Genomic DNA, 24,399 nt, shown 5'->3' with positions numbered 1-24,399 from the left:
CGCTCCGCTCCTCCGTCCGGCGTGATAGTCTCGCGGCCGGAGGAGCTTGCCATGCTACCGTCTCGGACTCTTGTCGCTTGCCTCATGACGTTTGCCGGCCTCGCCGCGCTCGGATGCTCAGACGACGCGGTGACGCCCGCGGGGCCCCCGCCGCTCGCCGTCCCCGAGGGGTGCAACCCCATCGCATTCGAAAACGACTGCCTTCTGCCTTATCCGTCCGATTTCTATCTCCAGGACGACGCATCCATGCCGAGCGGCAAGCGGGTCGTGATCCCCGAGGCCGCGCAGATGAAGGACAAGAACGAAACGCCCTTCGATTTCACGAAGGCGCACCCGATCGACGGGTTTTCGCATCACCAGCCGATCCTCGTGCACTTCAAGGAGGGCGTGAGCACCGAGGGCGTCGTCTTCCACACGGACGAGCCCGAGAAGAGCCTCTCGCCCGAGAGCAAGGTGATCCTGCTCGACGCGACGACGGGCAAACCCGTGCCCGTCTGGGCCGAGGTCGACAAGAACACGCTCGAACCCTCGGAGCGGGCCTTCCTCCTCCGCCCCTTCGTGCGGCTCGACAATGGCAAGCGGTACATCGTCGCGCTCCAGGGGCTCGCGCCGGAATCGGAGGCGGCTGCCGGCCCGCTGCTCGCGCCGCCCGAGGGATTCAAGCGAATCCGCGACAAACAGACGTCCGCCGATCCGGTCCTCGGCCCCATCGCGAGCCGCTACGAAAAAGACATCTTCCCGGCGCTCGTGGCCCATGGCGTCGCGCGCGAGACGCTCCAGCTCGCCTGGGATTTCACGACGAGCAGCGAGGAGGTCAACACGCGTGACCTCCTCACGATGCGGGACGACCTCCTCGCCAAGCTCGAAGCGAATCCGCCGGCCGTGGGCAATGTCAAGGTCACGGAGACCACGCCCGCCGAAAACGAAAACATCTGGCTCCGGATCGAGGGCACGATCAAGGTGCCGCTCTACATGGAGAGCGTCGAGCCGGGCGCGCTGATCCATAGGGACGCGAGCGGCAAGCCGGCGCAGAACGGCGACGCGGACGTCCCCTTCATCCTCCAGGTCCCGCATAGCCTGATGCCCGCGGACGCGAACTTCGAGCCGGCGCGTATTCTCCAGTACGGGCACGGCTTCTTTGGGCTCGCCGAGGAGATCAATTACGGCTTCATGCGCGGCTACGAGAACGAGCGCAAGTACATCGCCGCCGCCGTCGACCTCTGGGGCATGGCCGAGCCGGACATCGAGATCGTGCTGCAAAAGGCCTTCGGCGACCCCGGCACCGTCTTCAGCTTCATCGACCGCATCCACCAGGGCATCATCAATTACATCGCCCTGAGCTACGCCCTGAAGGGCCCGATCGCCGCGCTGCCCGAGCTCCAGCGATTCGACAAGCCCCTCTACGACACGAACAAGCTCTTCTATTACGGGATCAGCCAGGGCTCGATCTTCGGCGTCACCATGCTCGCCGTGAACCCGATCCTCGATCGCGCGGCGCTCGGCGTCGGCGGCGGCCCGTACTCGCTCATGATGTCGCGCTCGGCGAGTTATCAGCAGCTCTATGGCGTGCTCCAGGGCCAGCTTCAAAACCCGCTGACCCTCATGAAGCTGATGGCCCTGAGCCAGGGCACCTGGGACCGCGTCGACCCCATGACCTACGCGCCGCACCTGCTCAAGGACACCTACCCGAACAGCCCACCGAACCGGCACGTCCTCATGCAGATCGGGATCGGGGATCACTCGGTGAACAACCTCGCGAGCCACCTCGTCGCGCGCGCGACGGGCATTCCCCTGCTCGACCCCGCGCCGCGGCCGATCTGGGGCCTCGAGAGCACGACGTCGCCCGCCGACGACGCGCTCGTCGTCATCGACTTCAAGCTCGCGACCGAGCCCGGGCTCGAATGCAGATTGCCCACGGAGGCCGAGAAGAACGACGTGCACGAGGGCGTGCGGCGCAACGTGAAGGTCAAGGACCAGCTCGACCTGTTCTTCCAGCCTGACGGACAGATCCAGAACACCTGCGACGGCGCCTGCGATCCCGAATAGCGGACCCATTGCGTCCGGCCTCGCTCCTGCGCTACGGTTCGTCCGCGCGCAGAGGAGGACCGGGCATGGCGACGTCATACAAGACCAGGGCGACCACGACGAAGAAGACCCCCACCACGAAGAAGGCCGCTCCCGCGAAGAAAGCGGCCGCTCCCGCGAAGAAGGCCGCCGCGCCGGCGAAAAAGGCTGCGGCGGCCCCCGCTCCGGCCAAGCCGGCCGCGGCGACGGGCGGCGGCGAGGCGGCCCCGGCCTTCTCGCTCCTCTCGGACGCGGGGACGACCGTGTCACTCTCCGATTTCGCCGGGAAACGCGTGGTCCTTTATTTCTACCCCAAGGACGACACGCCCGGGTGCACGCGCGAGGCGTGCGCGTTCCAGGACAACCTCGCGACGTTGCAGGGCAAGGGCGCCGTCGTGCTCGGCGTGAGCCGCGACAGCGTCAACTCGCACGTGAAGTTCAAGGCGAAATACAGCCTCGGCTTCCCGCTGCTCGCCGACACGGACGGCGCCGTGCACCGCGCCTACGGGGCGTGGGGGACGAAGACGAATTACGGCAGGACGTTCGAAGGCGCGCTGCGCACGACGGTGATCATCGACGCGCAAGGCCGGATCGCGAAGCGGTTCGCGAACGTGAAGGTCGACGGCCACGCCGACCAGGTCCTCGCCGCGCTCGCCGCGCTCTGAGCGGCCCCGTCAAGCAGGCAGAAACTCGTCGCAGAACAGCCGATAGTTGTCGGCGTTCTTGATCGCGCTCTTCGGGCTGTTCGCGGCGAGGAATCTGCACAGGTTGTAGCCGTACATCGTGACCCCCTCGCTCGTCAGGTCGATCGTCCCGGCGACGTGGTGGCTGAGCTCGTGGACGATGACGCCCGTGTATCCGATGACGTAGTCGTCCTTGAAGGCAGCGACCAACGCTTTGCGTTTCGCGTCGATGTTGACCTCGATCTCCCTGAAGCCGGCCTCCGTCACCGCGTTCTGCTTGGCCACGTCGGAGAACTTCTGCGCTTCTTTCAGGACTGTGGCTTCCGCCTTGGCCTTCTCGTCGTTGAGCTCCATCACCTTGTTCACGGCCGCGCCGTACGTGGGGAGGTCGTAGACGTTGGACCGGGGCCGCCGCCCCGCGTTCGAGCCGAAGAACTTGTCGCCGAGCGCGATCAGGGCTTCTCGCTTGCCGCTGTATCGCTGGAAGGTTTGCTTCTCCGTGCTGCCGAAATCGGGGGTCGCGAGGTAACGGATCACGACGGGCTTCGCGTGGGCGGCGAACACGAGGTTCGAGATGTTCCCCTTCACGGTGTCGTATCGGGCCGCATCCATGGTCCCGAACCACCGCGTATAGGCGGCGCTGCATTGCCCGGCGTCGAGGAGGAGCTTTGCTTTTCCGAGGACGAACTTCGCCGTCTCGAACGCGTCCAGGATGCTCGCCTTCGCGAAGCCCGCCTCCGCGATCTTCGTTTGCAGGGTCGCATCGAGGACGACCGAGCCCGGGAGGTAGGGCTGGCGGGCGATCGCCGCGTTGAGCATCGTCAGGACCTTCGCACCAAAAGCGCCCTGCGGCACTGCGAGCAGCTCCTGTCGAAGCAGACCCACCTGGGCCTCGCTTTTGTTCTCGCACGTGGCCGAGAGGAGCAGGAAGGCGCGCGCGAGCTTCCGATCCGCGGGCAGGGGGCCGTGGGTGTCGAGGGAAATGCGGGCTCCGATCGTCGCCCGGGCCGTGTCCCTGTTCGGCTGCTTCTGGAGCCAGTGGAGCACGCCGAAATACGCGCTCGGGTTCTGCCTTTGCACGCAGAAGTCTTCCAGCGTCTTCAGCGCTTCGTCGAACCTATCGGTGGCGGCCTTGCTCATCCGGATGCTCTCCCCGTGGCCATCCTAACCGCGTTCGCGCGCGAGATCGAGCGCTCCGTACGCCACGAGGCGCCTCCGGCTTGGCGACCTTCGTGGACCTGCGATGCCCTCCCGGAAAGGAGCATCGCAAGTCCACGTCGGTGCGGGATGAGGATTCCGCTCAGCCCCGGGTGGAGGGCTCGGCGGCGGGCGGGGCGGCGTTCTGCTGGTTCTTGCGGCGGGTCGCGGCGCTCTTCTCCGCGTATTGCGCGCGGTACCGGAGCGTCGATTCGAACGTCGCGAGCAGGCCGGGCTTGTCCTCGCCCTTCGCGGTATCGACGACGGCCTTGCCGACCCTGCTGATCAAGACCTCGAGTTTGTCTTCATAATAGGCCTCGCTCTCCCGAAGGACCTCGGCGAGCTTGTCGGCCTCGGGGCGCTGCGCGCGGATCGCGTCGAGGGTCTGCTTGACCTCGACGATCTCGGCATGCCAATCCGGATGGATACGGGCCTCGTCGCCGTGCTCGGGCATCGCCTTCGCGAGGTCGACGAGCACGCCTGCGCAGCCCGGCTTCGAGCGCTTGAGCTTCGGCATATCGCCGCGCTTGAGGTCGACGAGTTTGTGCTTGAATGGCGACGCGTCGACGACACCATCACCCGTGTACTTGCCAATCGAATTCTCGGACATCAAATCCTCCTTGTGCAGGGGAGTGGGCCCTGTGTGCGCGTTCGACGGAGCACGGGCATTCTTCCTTTGGCCAGAGCACACTTTTTCATGTCCGAGTGGACCGTGAACGAGGTCGAAGACCGCGTTCACGCTTGCCGTCGCTCCGTACGCGATACGCCGTTCTCTTCGGCACACGTACGGTTGTCTCCTGCCTGCTTCTCCTGTGCGTGAGAGGCTCGGCCCCCCGCGTCATGAGGAGCGAGCTTCACGACCCCCTGCCGGCGCGCCCGTCGCCCGCGGAGGAAGGGCACGCGCGCGACACGAAGCTCGGCCGCCTCGTCGCCATCAAGCCCCTCCACGGCGGCGGACAAGCCGCGCCCCGCCTGCCACGCGAGCTCGGTGTACAAACGCTCGTCGCGGTTTGTAACGTAGAACCCGCCGACGAAAAAAAATCGACATGGCCTGCATGGAAACGCCTCTGAGCTGTCCAGTAGAGGTGTGACCACCGAACCTGTCCCCTCGCCGTCGTTCCTCGACCTTTACCGGAGGTACGCGGAGTTCCTGCCGAGGTGGTTCCGATATCTTCGGCTCTGCGACCGGGATGCGGCGGATGCCGCGCAAGATGTATGGGCCGAGGTCGGGAAACACCCCGAGCTGATCCCTGCGACCCCGCGCGAGGCGCAGCTCGCGTTGTTCAAGCTCGCGGCGCGTGTGGCCGACCGTCTGCGACACCGCGCGGCGCGGGAAGCCGCCCGGCTGGACGAGACGCTCGCGCCGGACGAACTCGCCCCCGAGGGGGACATCGAAGAGCAGGCCGCCGAGGCTCTCGCCTTGATGGAGGCCCTCGACGCGCTCGATCCGCAAACGAGGCGTCTGGTCGTGGCGAGCAGGATCTACGACCGCACCGATCGAGACATCGCCGAGGAAGAGGGCCTCACCCCGTCCAGCGTGCAATCGCGGGTTTGGCGGACCTGTTCGGAGCTCGGGCGACGGATTCGCGGCCATAGCGACGAGGAAAAGAACCGTCGGCGCGGCGCGCTCCTGCTCCCGGGCCTGCTCGCCATCCGGCCCGAGTTCAAGGCCGCGATGTGCGCCATCTGGGAGGCCGAGGGCCGTTTGCCCTCGTTTGGGGGACCAGGCGGGCCTGGGGGTCCTGGCGAGCCTCCGCATCCCCCGGCGCCACCACCGCCATCCCCACCGAGAGTGCCGGCCACACCCTCCGTCCTCTCCATGGGTCCGGTCGGGGTCCTTCTGGCCCTCCTCATCTTGGTGGTGGTCGTCGGGGTCGCTCCCGCCGGCCTCGTGATGGTCACCCTGCAGTTGGACGACGACGACAAACCCCGCCAGGCTTGCGCGGGTCTCGACGTGCCGCCGTTGGTGTTCGATCGCGACCTGACCGGCGCGGCGCCGCCGCCGCATTCGCATCCCACGGAGGCACCCACGCCCTCTTCGCCGCGCTCCGCGAACTCCGCTTCCGCGTCGACCGTGAGCCCAAGCGGCACGCTCTCCCCGGAGGCGCTGAAACGATTGCGGGCCACGAAACCCCCGCTGAAGCGAGGTCGGGAGTAAGGCCACCCGAATCCACGAAACCACCACGCCCTTCAAGGTGATCATCATGCCCAAACGTCAACCCCAGAGCCAAACCGCAGCCCCCTCGACCCCACGCCCGCGGAGGGCCACGCGCACCACGAAGCCCGACGAATCCAAGGTCGCCGGGGTCCTCGAAGACGATGCCCCGCCCGCGGTGATCCCGACGGAGTTTGCCTTCGGCACCGACGGGTGCCTGTACATCAACACCAAGAGCCTCAAACCAGGGCAAGAGCGGAATCGCGCCAAGTTTGTCGGGTATCAGCTCACGGAAGAAGAGAAGGAGCACGTGATGGACACACTCCACCTCGTCGCGTGGAATGCGACAGCCGGCATCTTCGACCGCAAGAAGCGGCGGGGATGAAGCTTCGTTCCTCCGGCGTGGTTCGTCCCCGGATACGATCGAGCTCGATGCACCTTCGCCTCGCGTGGCTCGTGCTCGTGCTGCTCCTCGTCTCCAGGCTCGCGCGCGCCGACGATGGACCGAGTTCCTCGCCGAGCACGAGCTCCGCGGCCGTTCGCGCCGCGCGCTTCGCGGAGCTCTCGCGCAAGGGCGACAAGGCCCGCGCCGCGGGCAGGCTCTCCGAGGCGGTCGAGGCCTACTCCGACGCGCTCCAGATCCGTGACGACGCTCGGCTCCGCGGCCGTCTCGGGCTCATTGCCCTGGAGGGAGGGGCGATCGCAGAGGCCGTGCAACACCTCTTCCTGGCGTTCATCGACGGACACGACATCCCGCCCAGCGAGCGGCGGCAGATCGTCGCGGCGTTCGAGCGGGCTCGCCCGCAGGTGTGTCGCCTCGACATCACCGTCTCTCACCTCGGCGCGGAGGTGTGGATCGATGGCGAGCTCGAACCTGCGTCGATCGGGAGAAACGATTTTTATGTGTTTGTCAAGCCAGGGCGTCACGAGATCCGCGCGAGGCTGTCGGGGTTCAAGGACGCGGTGCAGACGGTCGATGCGTCGAAGGGAGGGCGTGAGACCGTGCCGCTGCTCGTGCTCGAGCCCATTCCGCCGCCGTCCTCGTCGAGCTCTGCCCCGCCGTCAGCGCCCGCGATGCCCGCGGCGGCAACCTTGGCGCCATCGCCGCTCGCAGCGTCCAGCTTCCCGAACTCCGCGCCGTCCAAGCCCGCAGCGAGGCCCCCAAGCTCGCCGATGGAACGGCGCTGGTCCTTCGGTGCGGGCGGGATTCTCGTACTCGGTGCAGTTTCGCAGCTCCCCGCATCGGGCTTCGTCGTTTCGGTCGATCGCGAGGTGGCGCCGCCCGTGTCGGTTCGCCTCGATGCCCGCGCCGCATGGTCTCCGTTCGAGATCGAAGGGTGGCCTATCCGAGGCGTCACAGTAGGCGTATTGCCTGCCCTTTGCGTGACGCGCACCCTCTTCTTCGGGTGTTTTTTGGGGCATCTCGGCGGCATTGGACATGAGACGAACACCATACGGATGCCGCCATCGTCTGCATGGAGGTTCCGCGGGGGTGCTGGCGCCAGTGCAGGCATCGAGCTTCAGGCATGGGGACCCTTCCAGGTCCGTTTCACCGCTGACGTCGTCGTCCTTCGAGATAGGACGCCGCTACGTTCTGGCAGCATGGAGGAGATATGGAGCGGTCCCAGCGTGATGGGCGGGTTCAGTCTGGCCGCGGTTTGGCGTTCTGGAACCTGAACGTTTTGTGGTATGATAGCCTGTATGAAGACCAAGCCCGCGCTTCTGCTCGCGATCTCGGCGATGACGGGAACCCTCCTCGCGTTCGTTGTGCACGGGTGCAACGGCGACGCGGGAACCAGCTTCCCCTGCGGTCCAGATTTCCCGTGTGTTTACGCTGATAGCTTATGCATTGAGGGGGTCTGTTACCGGCCCGACGCCGGACCGGACGCGAACGACGCCAGCACCTCCTCCGCCATCGGCTGCGCAGGCCCCTGCATCCCGCCCCCCCCCGACGACTGGGACCTCCGCGCGCTCTGGCACGGTCCCTCGACCGAGGCCCCCACACGCTGCCCCGCACTTGGTGCCGACGGAGAGGAGGCCTTCCCGGTCTTCCTCGGCCACGCAGACGTCTCCGCCCCGCCGGCGAACTGCGATCCGTGCAAATGCACCGAACCGACCGGCGCCTGCACTACGCTCCCCGAAACCATCGAGATCCGTTCCGCGATCTGCGATGCCGCGGGCACGAGCTTGCCATTTGGCGGACCGGAAGGGTGGGACGGCTCCTGCACCGATGCGCACGCCCTCGCCGCGGGCGCGATGTGCGGCTCCGCCTTGTGCGCGCAGTCGATTGTCGTCTCGCCCCTCGGGCCTCCCGTCGGCGAAGCATGCGAGCCCTTCGCAGAGCCGCTCCCCGTCGCTCACTACGGCCTGCCCGAGCCCACGTGGAAGACCTCGGCGATCGGCTGCCTGATCCCGACGTGCAACGCCACGAGTCTCTCGTGTCTACCGTCGATCCGCCCCATGCCCGACGCGTTTCACACGTGCGTCAAGCGGACGGGGGAGCACACGTGCCCCACGGGCTGGGACAAGGGCAAGCGGTTCGTCGTGTACGAGGTGACGAACGAGCGGCAAGGCTGGATCGAAGGACGCGCGTGCACGGCATGCGCGTGTGGCGCAGCCGGCGGCGGCGGATGCCTCGCGCGCGTCCGCACGTTCGAGGATGGCGCGTGTTCGAAGCTCCTCTCGGACGACCCAATCGCGTCCTTCGGCGAACAGTGCACGAACGTGTTCCCCACAGGCCTGCCGATCGGCAGCAAGGAGATCACGCCGCCAGCGTATCTCCCGGGCGCGTGCGAGCCGAGTGGTGGAGCGCCGAGCGGAGACGTGCAGGAAGACCCCGAGCAGGCGGTGACCTTTTGCTGTCGACCGCCGGATACATGAAGCGGCGGCCTTTTCCTCCGCGAGGGAGCCGCGCTCAATAGGAACAGGTGAGGCGCGGCTCCAGGCGGGCCGCGTAGTTCCAACCCCAGTTGCTATCCCAGTTGCCGTGGGATTCGGCCGCGACCTGAATGTCCCACGCGTTCTGCGCGCCATTCTGGTTGAACGCCCAGTAGAACAGGTCCGCCTCCGTGGGCGTCATGTCGCCACAGACCCATTGCCCGCTCGAATAGGGCGGGAACGTGAGCCCGTCGCAGACCGAAGACCCACCATATCCGCCATTGCTACACCAGACGCAATTACGCGGGCCCGAATCGAGCACCACGTACGCGTCGTCATTCGTCCCGGCGCTCGCCGGCAGGAACGCGTCGTTGCCGTTGAGTTGCACGTAGATGTTGATCTCGTTGTCCGGATACATGTCGCGGAGGTATCCGCGGTAGGCGACCGTGAGCAGGGCGTGGGCATCATAGAGGTCCACGCTGTTCCGGAGGATCTCGAAAGGTCCGGTCTCGACGCTGTCGACGATGCCACAGGTCGGATAGCTGGGCGGATACATCGAGGCGTCGGCCTCGCGCGTCGAGAGGCCGAGTGCGAGCGGGAGTGCGAGCAGGAAGAATTTGGTTTTCATGGGGAGATCCGGCCTAACGAACCCCACGGCCGGCGTCAAGGGCATGACCCGTGAACGGGGTCCGGGGACTCCGATCACGGGCTCGCTGACTTCGATGTCGAAGGGGCAGCACTCCGATCACGGGCTCGCCGACTCCGATGTCGAAGGGGCAGCACTCCGATCACGGGCTCGCCGACTCCGATGTCGAAGGGGCAGCACTCCGATCACGGGCTCGCCGACTCCGATGTCGAAGGGGCAGCACTCCGATCACGGGCTCGCTGACTCCGATGTCGAAGGGGCAGCACTCCGATCACGGGCTCGCCGACTCCGATGTCGAAGGGGCAGCACTCCGATCACGGGCTCGCCGACTCCGATGTCGAAGGGGCAGCACTCCGATCACGCCGAGCGCCGCTGCCATCGTCTGCACGCCCGCAGCGTGCCATAGGGCCGGCCCGATCGCCCGCGCAGCGGAGGCGCCCCGGGGCGGGCCTCGTCAGAGTTCCGCGACCCGCCCGCCCATCATCACCTTGCGGACCCCTTGGAGGACGACGTTGATGTCCGCCAGAGGGTCGCCCTCGACCGCGATGATGTCGGCGTAATAGCCCACGGCGACCTTTCCGACCTCGTGCGCGGCGCCGATGCTCTCGGCGCCATGGAGGGTGGCGGCGCGGAGCGCTTCGAGTGGGGTCATCCCGGCCTTCACGAACCAGGCGAGCTCCTGCGTATTTTCACCGAATCCAGTGAACACGGCGTCCGAGCCCATGGCGATCTTCACGCCCATCAGGTGCGCCTGGGTCACGCTGGCGAGGTTCTTCTTTATGTACGCGTCGAACTTCGCCTCCATCTCGGGGGCGTAGCCGAAGAACACGAGGTTGTCCTTGTAATAGCGGTTGTGATCGACGGTCGGCACGTAGATCGTCCCCCTGTCGATCATGTTGCCGCAGTCCACCACATCGAGGCCCTCGGGGTGCTCGATCGAGTCCGGGCCGGCCATGATGGCGAGCCGGGCCGTGTCCTCGTGGTACGCGTGGATCGCGATGGGCAACCCCTCCTGATGGGACGTGTCGACGAGCAGCTTGAGCTCGTCGAACGTGAACGTCGGCACGCAGTCGAGCGTCTTGTCGCTGCACCCGTCGGCCCACACTTTCACGAGATCGGCGCCGCGCAGCACCTGGAGCTGCACCCAGCCCTTCAAGGCATCGGGGGGAATCGCGCCCGGGTATTTTTGATTGGAGATCCCGCCGATGGAGTTGTACATCCGCGGGCCCGGCGTCTTGCCGGACCTGATCTCGGCGCGCAAGGGGTTCAGGATGAAGTCGCTGCCGCCCTTGTCGATCGCGGTGGTGACGCCGGTCTTGAGCGTCGCCAGCGCCGCGCCTCGGGCGAGGTCCAGGAGCTTGTAGGGGTTGTTGTTCATCAACCAGGGGGCCCGGGTCCACGGGAGCGTGCCCGGCGCCCGGTCGGTCTGGTAGGTGAAATGGACATGGGCATCCACGAGGCCGGGGAGACCGGTGTACGCCGTCCAATCGAGGACGCTGGCCCCGCACGGGATCTGCTTTTCATCCGTGCCGACGTAGCTGATTCGATCCTCGTGGATCACGACGATCGCCTTGTCGAGGACCCTGCCATCCTCGGGATTCACGAGCTTGCCCAGCCGAAGGGCCTTGTCGTTGCTCGTGCATGCGCCGCCGCCGGTGTCGCCGGGGGGGTTCTCCTTTCCCGGGCCGCAATGGACGGTCGCGAGGAGGGCGAAGGCGAACGAGGATCTTTGGAATGCTGTTTTCCACATGGGAAAGCTCGGGCGACCACGGACCGGAGCAGCAAGGACCGTACCGATCCGGCCGACGGCTCTCCGGGTTTCGCGAGGCTGCCAGACAAGAGGCGCCCCGCGCAAGCTGTCGCGGGCGCGCAACAATTGTCACGCGGCCATGACGGCCCCCGTGACGTCGTCATGACAGAAACGCCGTCACACTCCGGGAGGCCCGAACGATGTCCGGGCGTGCGAAGCCTGGTCCTGCTCCCCGTGCTGTCCCTCCTCCTCGCCTGTGGCGCCGCGCCGCCCGCGGCCCCGCTCGATTCATCGGCCCCGGAGGCCGGCAAACGCGCCGCCGTGCACCCGCCGGGGTGTCGTGGGTCGGGTTCCGCCGTGGCCCCGCCTGGGTCCAACGAAGCCACGCGGCAACGAGCCGCGGCGGCCGCGCGAGCGACGGACGGCTGGGGCAAGGGCTATCGGGCGCTCCAGCCGCCGCCGGGCTTCCACGCCGTGCCTGTCGCGAAAAACGTAGACGACGGCGCCGCGGACGAGGACGAGGACGAGGTCGAGACGCCCGCGAACCTCGTGATGAAGTACGCATACGACGATCACGAATTCATCTCGGTCGTCGTCGAGGTGTTCGACCACCGGGCCGCGCGGCCGGAGGGGCAAAGCCTGTTTCGTCATGCGGTCAGGTCGTTCGACGCGAATGGCGAGGACGTGACCGACGAGATGGCGGACGCGAGCTTCGTGAACTGGTTCGACCGCGTCGCCGAGCTTCGGGACGAGAAGGGCCGGCGCATCGTGGAATGGGCGTACGTCGAGAAAGGCTGCGACCGCGCCGAGCTTTACGAGCGCTTCATCGAGGAGGGGGAGCATCTCTGGCACGTCCGCATGGAAGTCATGCCCTCGGCGCCCGAGGAGGATCTGCTCCGCTGGATGGCTCATTTCTTCGACGCGCCGCTCGCGGGCCCCGCGCCGGCCGATCGTCGGGGCCTGGCCGGGAAAGAGACGACGCGCTGACGAGCCGCGGCTTGTTCGATCTCAGGAGGCGAGCGCCACCGCATCAGGACCGGCCGGAAAACGGAGGGTTCCCGTCGCGTCGTTCGCGGCACGCCATACCCCCTCGGCCACGTCGGACGCGCTCGTCACGGCAGTGAGCTGCCCGAAAGAAGCGAAGATGCGCCCTGCAAAAGGCGCGTACGCCTCGGGGATCAGCCCTTCCATGCGGGCCCCCCCGTTGCTCGTGAAGCTCGTGTTCGGGCAATAACCCGGCTCGACCAGCTTGACCCGCACGTTGAATGCCTCGAGCTCGAATGCGAGCGACGCGGTGAACCCTTCGATGGCCATCTTGCTCGCCGTGTACACGGCCACCAGCGGCATGGGCGCGAGCGTCGCGCTCGACGTCACATTCACGATCACGCCCGACTTGCGCGCGCGGAATTGGGGGAGCACGGCCTGCGTCATGGCCATCACGCCGAAGGTGTTGGTCTCGAACACCTCGCGCACCGTGGCCATCGGCGTGACCTCGAAGGCGCCCAGGAGCCCGATGCCCGCGTTGTTGACGAGCACATCGATGGGCCCACTCGCCTCGAGCGCAGCGGCGATACGCTCGGGCTTCGTCACATCGAGCGCAAGGACGCGCAGCCGGTCCGAACGGGGGAGAACGTCCTCGCGCGGCGTTCGCATGGTGGCGACCACGTTCCAGCCCTGCGCGTGGAAATGGCGCGCGGTCTCGAGGCCATAACCCGAAGAGCAACCCGTGATGAGCACCGTCTTCATCGCTCGACTCCTTTGCCGCAGCCCGCGGCGTTCATGGGGGAGAACGTAGTCGCGACATGCCGGACGATCTACCATGGAGAGTCCACGTTTCATTTGCTAGAGTCCGGAACGTGAACGATCCTCTCTCGGAAGTCATCACGCTGCTTCAGCCGCGCGCCGTGTTCTCGAAGCGCATCAGCGGCGCCGGTCGTTGGGGGGTTCGCTACGAGGAGTTTGGCCAACCGAGCTTCTGTGTCGTGCTCGAAGGCCGCTGCCTCCTCGCGGTCGACGGTCAGCCTGCCGTGACACTCGAGGCCAATGACTTCGTCCTCCTGCCGGCGACGCCGGGTTTCACGCTGTCGGGCTTCGAACCGGTGCTGCCAACGCGCATCGACCCCAAGCTCACGCCCGCGCCGACGGGGGAAGTCCACCACGGCACGCGTGGCGCCCGCCCCGACGCGCGGCTGCTCGGCGGTTATTTCGTGTTCGACTCGCCGGACGCGGCTCTGATGGTGTCGCTCCTGCCGGCGCTCGTGCACGTGCGTGGTGTCGAGCGGCTCTCGGTCCTCGTGCGGCTCGTCGGCGAGGAATCGAATGCGCAGAGATCAGGGCGCGACCTCGTGCTCACGCGGCTCGTGGAGGTGCTGCTCATCGAAGCATTGCGATCGACCTCCGGCGACGACGCGCCGCCGGGGCTCCTGCGCGGGCTCTCCGATGCGCAGCTCGCGCCGGCGATACGCCAGATGCACGGTCAGCTCGCGCGCTCGTGGACCGTGGCCCAGCTCGCGAAGACGGCGGCGCTCTCACGCTCGGCGTTTTTCGAGCGTTTTACCCGCACCGTGGGCCTGCCGCCGATGGAATACCTGCTCGCCTGGCGAATGGCCGTCGCGAGGGATCTGCTTCGCCACCAAGACCTCGGAATCGCCGAGGTCGCCGAGCGCGTCGGCTACGGCTCGGCGAGCACCTTCAGCACGGCATTCAGCCGATACGTAGGACAGCCGCCGAGCCAGTATGCGCGGGCTGGATAGAAGTCGTCACATCCACCATCCCGTAGGGCCATCAGCTCCACGCGTTCGGCGAGAAGTTCGCGAGATGCCAGCGCGCTCTCTCGGATCCGAACGCGCGCGTTATTCGGCGGGCGGGCCGAGGACGTAGCGCGGCTCGTGGACGAGCGTGACGGCCATCGCGCCGGAGCCGTCGTTGACGGGCGTCGGCAAACCGCCGCCATCGCCGAGGTACCCGGAGATTCCGGCACACGCGATCGCGCCGCTCTCGAGCCGCGCGCACAGGCGCCCGCTGCCGCTCGCGATCTCGATCGGCTTGCCGGCGAAGGACAGCGGCTCGCCGCCGAGCACATCCCTGAACTTTCCCGCGCACGTCACGCGGCTCGCGCCGTCGACCGCGCAGACGAATCCGTCTCCGATCGCGACGTCGCGCGCGCGCTCGAACGGCATCTTGGCAGGACCGTCATCGAAATCGGCGCCCCAGCAATATGTGTCGCCCGTGCGTGTGATCGCGCAGGTCGTCACGCGGTTCGACTCGAGGTGGACGACGCCATCGAAGGCCGCCACGCGGTGCAGAACGCCGTCGTCCTGCTCTTTGCCGTGTGGCACGCCGAGGACGCCAAAAGAATTGGCGCCCCAACACCACACCGCACCAGCGGCATCGGTCGCGCACGAGAACCCGGAGCCGGCCGTCACGAGCGTTGCTCCGCGAATCGACACCTTGCCCCGCGCGTATTCGCCGCCCGCGCCCGCCGGCGCCCGCTTCGCCTCGCGGCCGCCAGGATTCGCGAGCACCGGCGCCACGCCGTGCGAAAATACGGGTGCCACGCAAACGACCTCACCACGAACGATGGCGCAGATGTGGTAGTCGCCGACCGCAATTCGTGAGGCGCCCGCGAGCGCCGCGACCTCTCCGCTCCCGCAGGCGTGATCGTCGCACAGCGCGGTGAAGATTCCTTCCGTGCAGCGGACGGTGCCTTGCGAGAGCGTGCACGTACCTTCCATCGAGGTCGCGACCTGGTCCCCGCGTTCGAACGGTAGCTCGACGGCCAGAGCCGCGTGCTTGCTCTCGCAAAGATTCATCCGACCACGCTTCTCGTCGCGCCCCCAACACGCCACGCGACCGCCGTCGAGGAGCGCGCACGTGTGGAGCTCGCTCGCGACAAGAGCCGTGGCCTTCGCCGACCGATCGGCGAGCGGCGCCGCGCAGCCAAGCGGCGGCGCGCCGGTGAGCGCGGGAGGCGGCGGCAGCGAGGGCGCAGGAACCGCCGGATGCTCGGGCGCGCCCCCGCATCCGGCGGACGCCATGAGAACGAAGGCGGCGGCTGTGCAGGAGCGAGCGAACTGGATGGAGGCGAAGGACGGCACAGGCTCGGGAGGGTAGTTAGCGCGGAGAACGTTTGCAAGGCCGCCTGCGGGCCTGGAGGCGGCGGTCAAGGAGCGGGGGGAATCGCGCCGGATGAGAGGCTCCACGGCGCAGCGAAAATCCATCGGCCCCACGGGACGCCCCCCCACGGGCATCCCTCTCCGCAATCAGTTCCCGTCAGAACGCACAAACCTCATTCGACGCCCGCATCGTGCACACCATCTCGTTGCACCGGAGCGTGCCGAGGCAGTCTCCGTCATCCGTGCACGCCTCGCCCTCGATCGCCAGCCGCTTGCACGTGCCGGCGTCGCAGAAGGAATATTGCAGGCACTTGTTGTCGTCGGTGCACGGCTCGCCGTCCTTCGGGAGCTGCACGCATTTGCGGTCCGTCGGGTGGCAATAATCGTCGAACCGGAAGCACGCGCCCTGCTTCAGCGAAGGGTTGCACTGGCCGCCGCGGTTTTGCAGGAGGTAGCAGGTCTGCGGATTGCCGCCGACGTCGCAGCGCATCCCGTCCTTGCATTGGTCGACCCCGTCGCACGCGTCGCCGTTGCCCCCGCGCGCCTTGCACGTGAACGGCATTTCGGCCTGATCGCAGTAGGCCGACGCGACGCACGGGTTCGTCGTGCAGTCGCCGCCCACCGCCACCAGCGCCGGCCGCTTCGTGCACGCGCCGAGGCAACACACGCCGTCGCCCGTGCACATCGACGTGTCGCAGAAGCTGTCGCCCGCGCACTCCTCCGCGAGCAAGCACGCGTCGCCCTCGGGCACCGTGCCGACGAACATCCCCGCGCACGCGTCGGAGGAGCCCTTCAGCGCCGAGGCGCGCGTGTCGCACGCATACGCGCGGACCGCCTCGACGCACGTGCGCCCCGCCGCCGGGTCGTACGTCACGCGCCCGAGCACCGCGTCCGTCAAGAGCTGGAGCGTCGACTGCGCGTCGCCTTGCGTCGCCTCGCACGTCGCCTTGTCCGGCGAAAGCCCGCACCGCACGTGTTGCTCGCACGTCGCCAGCGCGAGCTCGTCACGCAGCGCGTCGAGCGGAATCGGACCAGGAGGCGCCGGGCCCTCGTCCCCGCACGCGGCGAGCGGCGCGGCGAGCAGCAAGAGCGCCGAGAGCCGAAGCGCGAGCCTGGTCGTGATGCGAGGCAAAGAGAAAGAACGTGAGTGGTTTTGCATGATGCGCGAGTGTACCGGCCTCCGCGCCCTGGAAAAGGTTTTCCGCGCGGGCCCGGCCTGGAGTAGCTTCCTCGCAGGAGGTCTCCCCCCATGGTTCGCTCCCTCGCCGCCCTCACCTTCGTACTCGCTCTCTTGCCGGCCTGCGGCCCGGCGAAGGAACCCGAAACGCCCGAGGGAAGCGGCGAAAACGCCGCGAAAGAGGCCGCCCCCGCGGAGACGAAGCCCGCGGAGGAGACCCCCGCGGCCGAGGCGAAGCCCGAGAGCGAAGCGCCCGCAGCCGAGGCGAAGGCGCCCGAGCGCAAGCCCGCCGAGGCGAAGGCGCTGAGCGAGTCGGAGTCGCTCGCGAAGGAGATCATCAAGGGCGGCGGCCGGCGCATCGGCTGGTCCGCGTCGAAGAAGCTCTTCGTCGTGCCGATGGAGAAGCGCACGGAGTCGACCGGGAGCCTCGACATCCACTTCTACGGAGACGACGGGCAGAGCCGCGATCCGATGCGCATCTGTCAGCCCGGCGAGTGCGAGGAGCACCTCGACGAGAAGGTCGCGGAGGTCCTGCCGAAGCTCGCGGCGAAGCTCGAAGAAGGCGGGTTCGTGGCGATCCGCGGCATCGGCTGGCCGGACAACCGCGACGACCTCGACGTGTCGAGCCTCTCGATGAAGCTCAAGTGGTCGAAGGGCAAGATCGAGGGCGTGAAGGAGGGGGAAAAAAAGACCGTCGCGTTCACGGCCGTCGGCGGCAGGCTCGACATCTCGGCGCTGAAGGCGATCTACATCGTGCCCGACTCGAAGCTGCTCGGCGTGTTCGGGACGCCCTCGAAGCCGGGCTTCGTGCAGACGTTCCACGTCGTCAAGATGCCCTGAGCGTCCTGCCTCCCCCCCAACCCCTCTCCGTCCGGGAGAGGGGCGTCGGACACATTTCCTCTTCTCCAGGGAGAGGGAGCTGGGGGTGACGCGGGGTGACGCGAAGACCATCGTTCCGTAGCGCTCGGTGATGTCCTAGGATGCGCGGTCATGACCGACGACATCTCCGAGCTCACAGCGAGGTATACCTACGGCACCTGGCGCGCGCAGCGCGGCTGGAAGCCCCTGCACGTCACGAAGGCCGAGGGCTGCCATTTCTGGGACGCCTCTGGCAAACGATACCTCGATTTCTCGTCGCAGCTCGTCTGCTCGAACCTGGGCCACCAGAACCAGGCGGTCATCGACGCCATTTGCGCGCAGGCGAAGGAGCTCGCGTTCATCGGCCCCTCGTACACGTGCGACGTCCGCGCGAAGGCCGCGCAGAAGATGCTCGAGGTCATGCCGAAGGGGCTCGAGAAGTTCTTCTTCGCCACCTCCGGCACCGAGGCGAACGAGGCCGCCATCAAGATGGCCCGGCTCTACACGGGCAAACACAAGATCATCGCCCGTTACACGTCCTACCACGGCTCGACCGCGGGCTCGATCGCCGCGACGGGCGACCTGCGCCGCTGGTTCGTGGAGCCGACCGGGAAGATCCCGGGCGTGATATTCGGGCCCGAGGCGAATTGTTATCGTTGCCCGCTCCAGCAAAAGCAGGGGACGTGCGGGACGGCCTGCGCCGATTACCTCGCGTACATGATCGACCACGAGGAGAACGTGGCCGCGATCCTCGTCGAGCCGATCGTCGGGACGAACGGCGTGCTCGTGCCGCCCCCGGACTACCTGCCGAAGCTCGCCGAGCTCGCGAAAAAGCGCGGCGTGCTGCTCATCGCCGACGAGGTGATGACGGGCTGGGGCCGCACGGGCAAGTGGTTCGCCGTGGAGCACTGGGGCGTGACGCCCGACATCCTGACGACGGCGAAAGGCGTGACGAACGCGGCGGTGCCGCTCGGCGTGGTCGCGACGAGCCGCGCGATCGCCGATTTCTTCGACGACAACTACTTCGCACACGGCCATACCTACGAGGCGCACCCGCTCACGCTCGCCCCCGCGATCGCGGCGATCAACGAGTACAAGCGGCTCGACCTCATCGAGCGCTCGGCGAAGATGGGCGAGCTGCTCGGGCAGAAGCTCAAGGCGCTCGCCGCGAAGCACCCGTCGATCGGCGACGTGCGTGGCCTCGGGCTCTTCTGGGCCGTGGAGCTCGTCAAGGACCGCACGACGAAGGAGCCGTTCAACACGCCGCAGGACAAGGCGGCGCGCAAGCCGCTCGTCATCGACGCGGTCGCCGCCGAAATGACGAAACGCGGCGTGACGGTGCTCGCGTGGGTGAGCCACCTCGTGATCGCGCCGCCGCTCATCGTGACGGAGGAGGAGCTCGACGAGGGCATCGCCGCGCTCGACGCCGCGCTCACGATCGCTGACGAAAAGCTCGCGTAGCCCGAACCCCGGATGACGGATCTCGCGCCCCCGACCGAGGCTCCACGCTCGCTCGCCTCCGGACGAAGCGCCCTCGCCGTTCCCCCGGCCGAGGGCCTCGCCCGGAGGACGATCAGCGACAACCTCGCGCGCGAGATCCTCATCAGCGAGCGCTTCCGGGCGCAGCTCCTCGCAGGGGCGTTCGGCGGCGCGCTCATCGCGTTCCTCGCGCTCTCGGCGTCGTACCCCGGCGCGATGGCCGAGTTCTTCCACAGCCGGCTCGACCGCGTCCGCGTGGGCCTCTTGCTCGGCGGATTCGCCGCGTACGAGCTCGTCGCGCTGCGCGGGGTCGAGAAGCTCATCCAGAGCCGCAAGAAGCCGCCCGCGGCGCGGCGTTACGTGGACACGCTCGTGGAGACGAGCCTGCCGACGCTCGCGATCATCTATTACATGTCGATCGTCGAGCCGTTCGAGGCGCTGCTCTTGCCGCCGGCGTTCGTCTATTTCGTATTCATCCTGCTCTCGACGCTGCGGCTCGACCCGAAGCTCTGCATCTTCTCGGGAATCGTGGCCGCGACCGAGTATACGCTGCTCGCGTTTTTCACGCTCCAGGGCGCGACGGCGAGGGCGGGGAGCCCGCTCGCGTCGGCGGCGCATCACCTTGGAAAGGCGCTCATCCTGCTCGGGAGCGGCGTCGCCGCAGGGTTCGTGGCGCGGCGGCTGGAGAAGGGGTTCCGGCGGACGCTGGAGTCACTCGAAGACCGCGGCCGGATCCTGAGCGTGTTCGGGCAACACGTCTCGCCCGCGGTGGTGGAGCAGCTTCTCGCGCAAAAGGCGGACGTCCGGAGCGAGCTGCGCGAGGTGTGCGTGATGTTCCTCGACGTCCGCAATTTCACGGCGTTCGCGGAGCGAAAGAGCCCGGAAGAGGTCGTGGGGTACCTGAACGCCCTCTTCGATTTCATGATCGAGAGCGTCAACGCGCACCACGGCATCGTGAACAAGTTCCTCGGCGACGGCTTCATGGCCGTGTTCGGCGCGCCGCTGCGGGGCGACAACGATTGCAAGAACGCGATCGAGGCGGCGCTGGAGATCGTATCGAGGCTCGAAGCGCTGGTCGCCGACGGATCGATCCCGGCGACGCGGGTCGGCATCGGGATCGCGTCGGGCAAGGCGCTCATCGGAAACGTGGGTTCGTCGGAGCGAAAAGAATATACCGTCATTGGCGACGTGGTGAATGTCGCCTCCCGCGTCGAGGGGCTGAACAAGGAGCTTGGCTCGCAGATCCTCGTGACGGCGCGGGTGTTCGAGGCGTGTGGGCTCGATCTGCCCGAGGCCGCGGCGACGGCGCCGCTGCACGTGCGTGGTCGAAAAGAGCCCGTCAGGATCTTTCGGTTGGCTTGACGATCCGCAGGCCGGCCCGCCCGAGCGGGATTTCCGCGGCGGAGAGCGCCTCGGCGAGGAGGACCACGAGCTCGCTCGCCGCACCCACGCCGGCGCGATGCGTGGTGACCCGATAACAAGCGCCTTCGGCGTCGAGCCGCACGAGCTCGACGCGCGGCCGGCTGCCGACCGCGCCCGCCGCCTCGCGCAAGAGCTCGCGCGCTTCGTCGTCGAGGGCCACCTTTTCGAGCGTGACCTCGACCGAGACGGGCGGCTCCGGTCCGAGGAGGCGCGTGGGCCTTACGAGCGAATAAAGGTGCGGGATCCGAAAGGTCCCGTCCTCCCCTTCGAGCTCGACTTCGAGGAGCGAGACGGCGCGCACCCTGCCCGCGCGGCCGCCAATTTCGGCGTGATCCCCGACCGAGAGCCGGCGTCCGTACACGACGACGATGCCGACAGCCGCGCTGGCCGCGACGGGCGTGGTGGAGAGCGCGAGCGCCGCAATCACGGCCGTGCCGGCGCGCACGAGGGCGCCGTCGTCATTGCCGAGGACGAGCGGGGCGGCGACGAGGAAAAACCCGATGACGACGGAGGCCCGGACGAGGATGCTCGTCGGCGCGGCGAGGTCGGCCGGGAGCCAATCGAGGGTCGTTTGCCCACGCGCGACGCCCTCGAAGAAGAGGCCAATGAAGCGGACGAGGACGATGAGGGCGATCGCGGCGATGACCGCGACGACGAGCAAGGGGAGCGAGCCGATGAGGCGCGCGAGGAGCGAATAAAGGGGGCCAAAGACGAACCCGCTGAGGCGCTCGGCATAACCACGCGTGGGCTCGAAGAGCGAGAGGCCGATGAGGACCCAGCCATAAGCAATGCCGAGCCGGAAGAGGATACGCCCGGCCTTCGTGGCGATGAGCATGGCGGCGCGGAAGGACTCCGGCCGGACGACCTCGATCGATTGCAGGCGAATCGCCGGGATCCGCTCGGGATGCTCCTCCAGGAAGGCGCGCGCCCGGTCGGCGATCTGGCCGATTTTGCGGGCGAAAAAGAGGGCGACCATGCCCGAGAGGACGACGAGCGCGACGGAGAGCAAGGTGAGGAGCGCGGCGCTTCGCGATTGCTCCTTGGCGAGGGCGACGCGGACGCGGCCGGCGACGTCCTCGGCGAGCGCGACCACGCTGGGCTGGCCGGAGGCCGCGGCGTCGTCGGGGCCGATGGTGACGATCGTTCGAGTGCCCACGAGGACGGCGGCTTCATCGCCGCGCCGCTCGACCCGCACGGCGGCCTCTTCGCCGCTCTCGGCGGCGGCGCGGAGGGCCATCGTGGCGGCGCGCGCGCGCTCTTCGGGAGATTCGCCCGCGCGGGGGACACGGAGGGAAAAGAGGCGCGCATCACGGAGGCGGACGGGGGCGCCTTCGGGGATGGGAGGGGCGGTGGAGGCCGAGGCGGAGGGGGATGCGGGAGCGGAGTCGGAGGCGGAAGCGGAAGCGGCGGCGGGTGCGGGAGCGGCGGCGGAAGCGGAAGCGGCCTCGGGCGCCAGCACCGCAGCATCGGGCGCTGCGTGGGCGCCGATCGGCAGCGCCAGGCACATCAGCGCGAGGAGGACGCCTCGGAGCGGGCGGAACGGGGGCACGTGGCAAGCTTCGGCCGGCGGGCCGGCAAGGTCAAGTGCGACGGGCGATTACTGGCAGATGCAGGTCATGCGCTTGCATGCGTATTGACAGAAGCATACACCCAAGAACCCCGGACCCACGACGCCGCCCTCACTGACAGAGGCAGGTGATGCGCCGGCACGCCTCGCCCGACCAACCACACGACGCCTCCACGGCGCCCGCGGTGAACGACCTCGGTTTGTCCACCTCGACGGTGCACGCCGTGCCCTCGATGAACGTACAATCATCGGTCTTATTGTCGCAATTACCCCAACACGAAATGAAGGCGCAACACTCCTGAACGGGAGCCTTGCACCCGCCGCTGCCATTACAAACCCACTTACCACCACACGGCGCGCAGATCCCCCCGCAGTCGACCTTGAGCTCGGCGCCGTCCTGCAGGCCATTCTCGCAACGACATTTCCCCCCGAAACAGACGTCCGACTCTCCACAATCCATGTCGGGGTTCGACCCGTCGATCACCGGCGCACACACGCCGTTCGCTTGCCCGGTCTTCTGGTTGGAGCAAGCCATGCACTTGCCGGAACACTCGTTCTCGCAGCAGACCCCGTCGACGCAGGAGCCGCTCGTGCAATCGATCGCCTCCTGGCAAGCCGACCCGTTCGGCTGTTGTTCGAGGGGCTTGCAGAACATGTCGTCCTTGCAGCCGAATCCAGGGCTGCACATCATGTCGCATACGCCGTCCGTGCACGATCGGCAGCCCGTCTCGCAGGGCGTCCCGTTCGCCGCGGGCTCGTGCACGGTGACGCCGTCCTTGCAGATGTCGTCCTTGCAAGAATCTCCGTCGTCCATCGGATCCTGAAACGAGAGGGTGACGACATTCCCATCGCCGTCGCAGACCTCGGCCAGGCAATCCCCCTTCACGGTGTCCGTGACGAGGGTCCCCCGGGGCGTGTTGACCCGGAGGCAGACGCCTTCCGCCGTGCACGACCATTTCACGCACGGTCCGTCGTCTCCGCAATCGGTGGCCGCCGTGCACCCCGCGCACGACCCGAACCCGTCACACACGAGCCCTTTGCCGCAAGGTGCGTCGTCCGCCACGGGCACGAAGAGCGGCGTCCCATCCACGCACTTGTCCTCGGTGCACTCGCTCGCATCCTTGGGGGGCTGATCCGACGCCGGCTTCGAGACCGCGTGGCCCGCTCCGTCGCACGTCACGTCCTGGCAATCGTCCACCGGCTGGCCGAGGGGTTTCACCCCCGCGGGTTGCACGTTCACGAACGTACACACGTTCTGCTCGCACTTCCGCGTGCCGCAGAACGTGTCCTCGCCGGGGCAATCCTCGTCTTTGCTACAAGGGATCGGCGGCTTTCGGTCGAAATCGTATCCGAGCGCGATACACCCGCCTCCGACGAGGGCGACGATCGACGAGGCAAGGATGGAGCGCAGCGCGCGGTGCGTGCTCGTGGAGGACATCAAAAGCTCCCTCGTACCCCGACGAAGCCCGGCCCCACGAGGAGGGACTGCGTCGGCCCTGTTTTTTCCGCCTGCTTCTTGTTGGCCAGCAGGTAGAGCACCGCTCCGGCGCCCGCCCCGGCGATCCCCACGCCCCACGCGACGGTGTTCACGACGAGCAGCGTTTGTCCGCTCTGGGCCGCTTCGTACGCGTCTTTCGTGGCGCAGCGCCCGCCCCCGCAATTTTTCTCGACGTCGTTATACGTCGAGACCACGAGCCCGCCCGTGATGCCCGCGGCGACGAACCCGAGCGCCCCGACGCCGAGCAACGAGACCGCCGCGATACGCCGCTGCCGGATGCTCAAGAGATCCGCCGGCGTGAGCCGCGGCGGCTCGACGATGACCTTGCCCGCGCTGACGAGCAGCTCCACCTGCTCCGCCTCGCCGACCTCGACGAGGTACGTCTCCTCCGTGTGCTTGGGCGCGAGCACCGCAATCGTGCGTTTGCCCGGATTGACGGGCAGCGCGACGCCGACGCCCTCGGCCTCTTTGCCGTCGATGGTGACGCGCGTGTCCTTCGGCAGCTCCGTCTTGGGCTTGATCGTGAGGAAGGGGATGCGCGGCTCGATCTCCGCGAGCTTTTTCTTCGAGGGCGCGAGGCGCGGGTCGCCGGGGTCGAGGACGACGATGCCTTCCTTGTAATAACGCATCGCCGTGACGAGGCGCCCCTCGTGCTCCTCGCATTGCGCGAGGTTGAAGAGGGTGCCGGCGCGGCGGACGAGCGCGAGGCTCTCCTCGAACTTGGGGCACGCCGCGGCGTAATCGTTCCTGTCGATGGCCGCGCGCGCCTCTTTGAAGAGCTCCTCGGCGCGGAGCGCGTCGTCGTCGGTCTTGTCGGCGGCCGCAGGGCGCGCGAGCAAGGACACGAGGAGGGCCGCGCCGATCCCCACGACGCGCAGCTTGCGTCGGTCCCAGGTCGAGCGGTCGTTCAT

General features: G+C 67.7%; 22 protein-coding genes. 12 read left to right on the top strand and 10 right to left on the bottom strand.

The window, feature by feature from the left end:
- Window positions 1-84 precede the first annotated feature (84 nt).
- Window positions 85-2,046, top strand: a complete 1,962-nt coding sequence (locus E8A74_RS31630; protein WP_136932835.1) for a hypothetical protein — start codon at window positions 85-87, stop codon at window positions 2,044-2,046.
- Between the two features lie 65 nt (window positions 2,047-2,111).
- Entirely contained in the window at window positions 2,112-2,729 is a 618-nt protein-coding gene (bcp, locus tag E8A74_RS31625) for a thioredoxin-dependent thiol peroxidase (RefSeq protein ID WP_136932834.1), read from the top strand.
- Window positions 2,730-2,738: 9 nt separating this feature from the next.
- Here the strand turns inward: bcp and E8A74_RS31620 are convergent, their stop codons facing one another.
- Both E8A74_RS31620 and E8A74_RS31615 read right to left on the bottom strand, forming a co-directional pair.
- Window positions 2,739-3,887 (bottom strand): M35 family metallo-endopeptidase, encoded by a 1,149-nt coding sequence (locus E8A74_RS31620; protein ID WP_136932833.1) that lies wholly within the window; start codon window positions 3,885-3,887, stop codon window positions 2,739-2,741.
- A gap of 160 nt (window positions 3,888-4,047) precedes the next feature.
- On the bottom strand, window positions 4,048-4,554 hold the full coding sequence (locus tag E8A74_RS31615) for a hypothetical protein (RefSeq protein WP_136932832.1): 507 nt from the start codon (window positions 4,552-4,554) through the stop codon (window positions 4,048-4,050).
- A 230-nt stretch (window positions 4,555-4,784) separates the two neighbouring features.
- On the opposite strand from E8A74_RS31615, the gene E8A74_RS31610 reads away from it, so the two are divergent.
- The 5 genes from E8A74_RS31610 to E8A74_RS31590 are packed head-to-tail and all read left to right on the top strand — an operon-like array spanning window position 4,785 to window position 8,979.
- Complete coding sequence (locus tag E8A74_RS31610; RefSeq protein WP_136932831.1) at window positions 4,785-5,015, top strand: hypothetical protein; 231 nt, start codon at window positions 4,785-4,787, stop codon at window positions 5,013-5,015.
- A gap of 16 nt (window positions 5,016-5,031) precedes the next feature.
- On the top strand, window positions 5,032-6,102 hold the full coding sequence (locus E8A74_RS31605; protein ID WP_136932830.1) for a sigma factor-like helix-turn-helix DNA-binding protein: 1,071 nt from the start codon (window positions 5,032-5,034) through the stop codon (window positions 6,100-6,102).
- Window positions 6,103-6,148: 46 nt separating this feature from the next.
- Entirely contained in the window at window positions 6,149-6,484 is a 336-nt protein-coding gene (locus E8A74_RS31600; RefSeq protein WP_136932829.1) for a hypothetical protein, read from the top strand.
- Window positions 6,485-6,531: 47 nt separating this feature from the next.
- Window positions 6,532-7,776: a peptidase associated/transthyretin-like domain-containing protein gene (locus E8A74_RS31595; RefSeq protein WP_136932828.1), complete on the top strand. Its 1,245-nt coding sequence runs from the start codon at window positions 6,532-6,534 to the stop codon at window positions 7,774-7,776.
- Between the two features lie 24 nt (window positions 7,777-7,800).
- Window positions 7,801-8,979: a hypothetical protein gene (locus tag E8A74_RS31590; RefSeq protein WP_136932827.1), complete on the top strand. Its 1,179-nt coding sequence runs from the start codon at window positions 7,801-7,803 to the stop codon at window positions 8,977-8,979.
- Between the two features lie 34 nt (window positions 8,980-9,013).
- Here the strand turns inward: E8A74_RS31590 and E8A74_RS31585 are convergent, their stop codons facing one another.
- On the bottom strand, window positions 9,014-9,604 hold the full coding sequence (locus tag E8A74_RS31585) for a hypothetical protein (RefSeq protein ID WP_136932826.1): 591 nt from the start codon (window positions 9,602-9,604) through the stop codon (window positions 9,014-9,016).
- Between the two features lie 472 nt (window positions 9,605-10,076).
- A complete protein-coding gene (locus E8A74_RS31580) occupies window positions 10,077-11,372 on the bottom strand; it encodes an amidohydrolase family protein (RefSeq protein WP_136932825.1) in 1,296 nt (431 codons plus the stop codon).
- Between the two features lie 210 nt (window positions 11,373-11,582).
- On the opposite strand from E8A74_RS31580, the gene E8A74_RS31575 reads away from it, so the two are divergent.
- Window positions 11,583-12,359, top strand: a complete 777-nt coding sequence (locus E8A74_RS31575) for a hypothetical protein (RefSeq protein WP_136932824.1) — start codon at window positions 11,583-11,585, stop codon at window positions 12,357-12,359.
- A gap of 21 nt (window positions 12,360-12,380) precedes the next feature.
- Here E8A74_RS31575 and E8A74_RS31570 read toward each other — a convergent pair whose 3' ends face one another.
- A complete protein-coding gene (locus E8A74_RS31570; RefSeq protein ID WP_136932823.1) occupies window positions 12,381-13,118 on the bottom strand; it encodes an SDR family oxidoreductase in 738 nt (245 codons plus the stop codon).
- Window positions 13,119-13,228: 110 nt separating this feature from the next.
- Here E8A74_RS31570 and E8A74_RS31565 point away from each other — a divergent pair, with 110 nt between their 5' ends.
- Window positions 13,229-14,125, top strand: coding sequence for an AraC family transcriptional regulator (locus E8A74_RS31565; protein WP_136932822.1), 897 nt, complete (start codon window positions 13,229-13,231; stop codon window positions 14,123-14,125).
- 99 nt (window positions 14,126-14,224) lie between these two features.
- Here E8A74_RS31565 and E8A74_RS31560 read toward each other — a convergent pair whose 3' ends face one another.
- Complete coding sequence (locus E8A74_RS31560) at window positions 14,225-15,409, bottom strand: RCC1 domain-containing protein (RefSeq protein WP_136932821.1); 1,185 nt, start codon at window positions 15,407-15,409, stop codon at window positions 14,225-14,227.
- 235 nt (window positions 15,410-15,644) lie between these two features.
- Complete coding sequence (locus E8A74_RS31555; RefSeq protein WP_136932820.1) at window positions 15,645-16,646, bottom strand: hypothetical protein; 1,002 nt, start codon at window positions 16,644-16,646, stop codon at window positions 15,645-15,647.
- A 90-nt stretch (window positions 16,647-16,736) separates the two neighbouring features.
- Between E8A74_RS31555 and E8A74_RS31550 the strand changes: the two genes are divergently transcribed.
- The 3 genes from E8A74_RS31550 to E8A74_RS31540 all read left to right on the top strand — a co-directional run bounded on the left by E8A74_RS31550 (window position 16,737) and on the right by E8A74_RS31540 (window position 20,363).
- The gene (locus tag E8A74_RS31550; RefSeq protein WP_136932819.1) at window positions 16,737-17,504 is read left to right on the top strand and encodes a hypothetical protein; all 768 of its coding nucleotides are present in this window, start codon (window positions 16,737-16,739) and stop codon (window positions 17,502-17,504) included.
- Between the two features lie 150 nt (window positions 17,505-17,654).
- Window positions 17,655-18,983 (top strand): aminotransferase class III-fold pyridoxal phosphate-dependent enzyme, encoded by a 1,329-nt coding sequence (locus tag E8A74_RS31545; RefSeq protein WP_136932818.1) that lies wholly within the window; start codon window positions 17,655-17,657, stop codon window positions 18,981-18,983.
- 12 nt (window positions 18,984-18,995) lie between these two features.
- Window positions 18,996-20,363, top strand: a complete 1,368-nt coding sequence (locus tag E8A74_RS31540; RefSeq protein ID WP_136932817.1) for an adenylate/guanylate cyclase domain-containing protein — start codon at window positions 18,996-18,998, stop codon at window positions 20,361-20,363.
- Here the strand turns inward: E8A74_RS31540 and E8A74_RS31535 are convergent.
- The 3 genes from E8A74_RS31535 to E8A74_RS31520 all read right to left on the bottom strand — a co-directional run bounded on the left by E8A74_RS31535 (window position 20,341) and on the right by E8A74_RS31520 (window position 24,399).
- Window positions 20,341-21,972, bottom strand: coding sequence for a mechanosensitive ion channel (locus E8A74_RS31535; RefSeq protein ID WP_170229523.1), 1,632 nt, complete (start codon window positions 21,970-21,972; stop codon window positions 20,341-20,343). The two genes, E8A74_RS31540 and E8A74_RS31535, sit on opposite strands and share 23 nt — an antisense overlap.
- A 130-nt stretch (window positions 21,973-22,102) precedes the next feature.
- On the bottom strand, window positions 22,103-23,428 hold the full coding sequence (locus E8A74_RS31525; RefSeq protein WP_136932815.1) for a hypothetical protein: 1,326 nt from the start codon (window positions 23,426-23,428) through the stop codon (window positions 22,103-22,105).
- On the bottom strand, window positions 23,428-24,399 hold the full coding sequence (locus E8A74_RS31520) for a tetratricopeptide repeat protein (RefSeq protein WP_136932814.1): 972 nt from the start codon (window positions 24,397-24,399) through the stop codon (window positions 23,428-23,430). The genes E8A74_RS31525 and E8A74_RS31520 overlap by 1 nt, the downstream gene beginning before the upstream one ends.

Source organism: Polyangium fumosum (assembly GCF_005144585.1).
GTDB lineage: Bacteria > Myxococcota_A > Polyangia > Polyangiales > Polyangiaceae > Polyangium > Polyangium fumosum.
The sequence above is the reverse complement of the archived record's forward strand: the minus strand, read 5'-3'. Positions and strand labels throughout refer to the sequence as shown.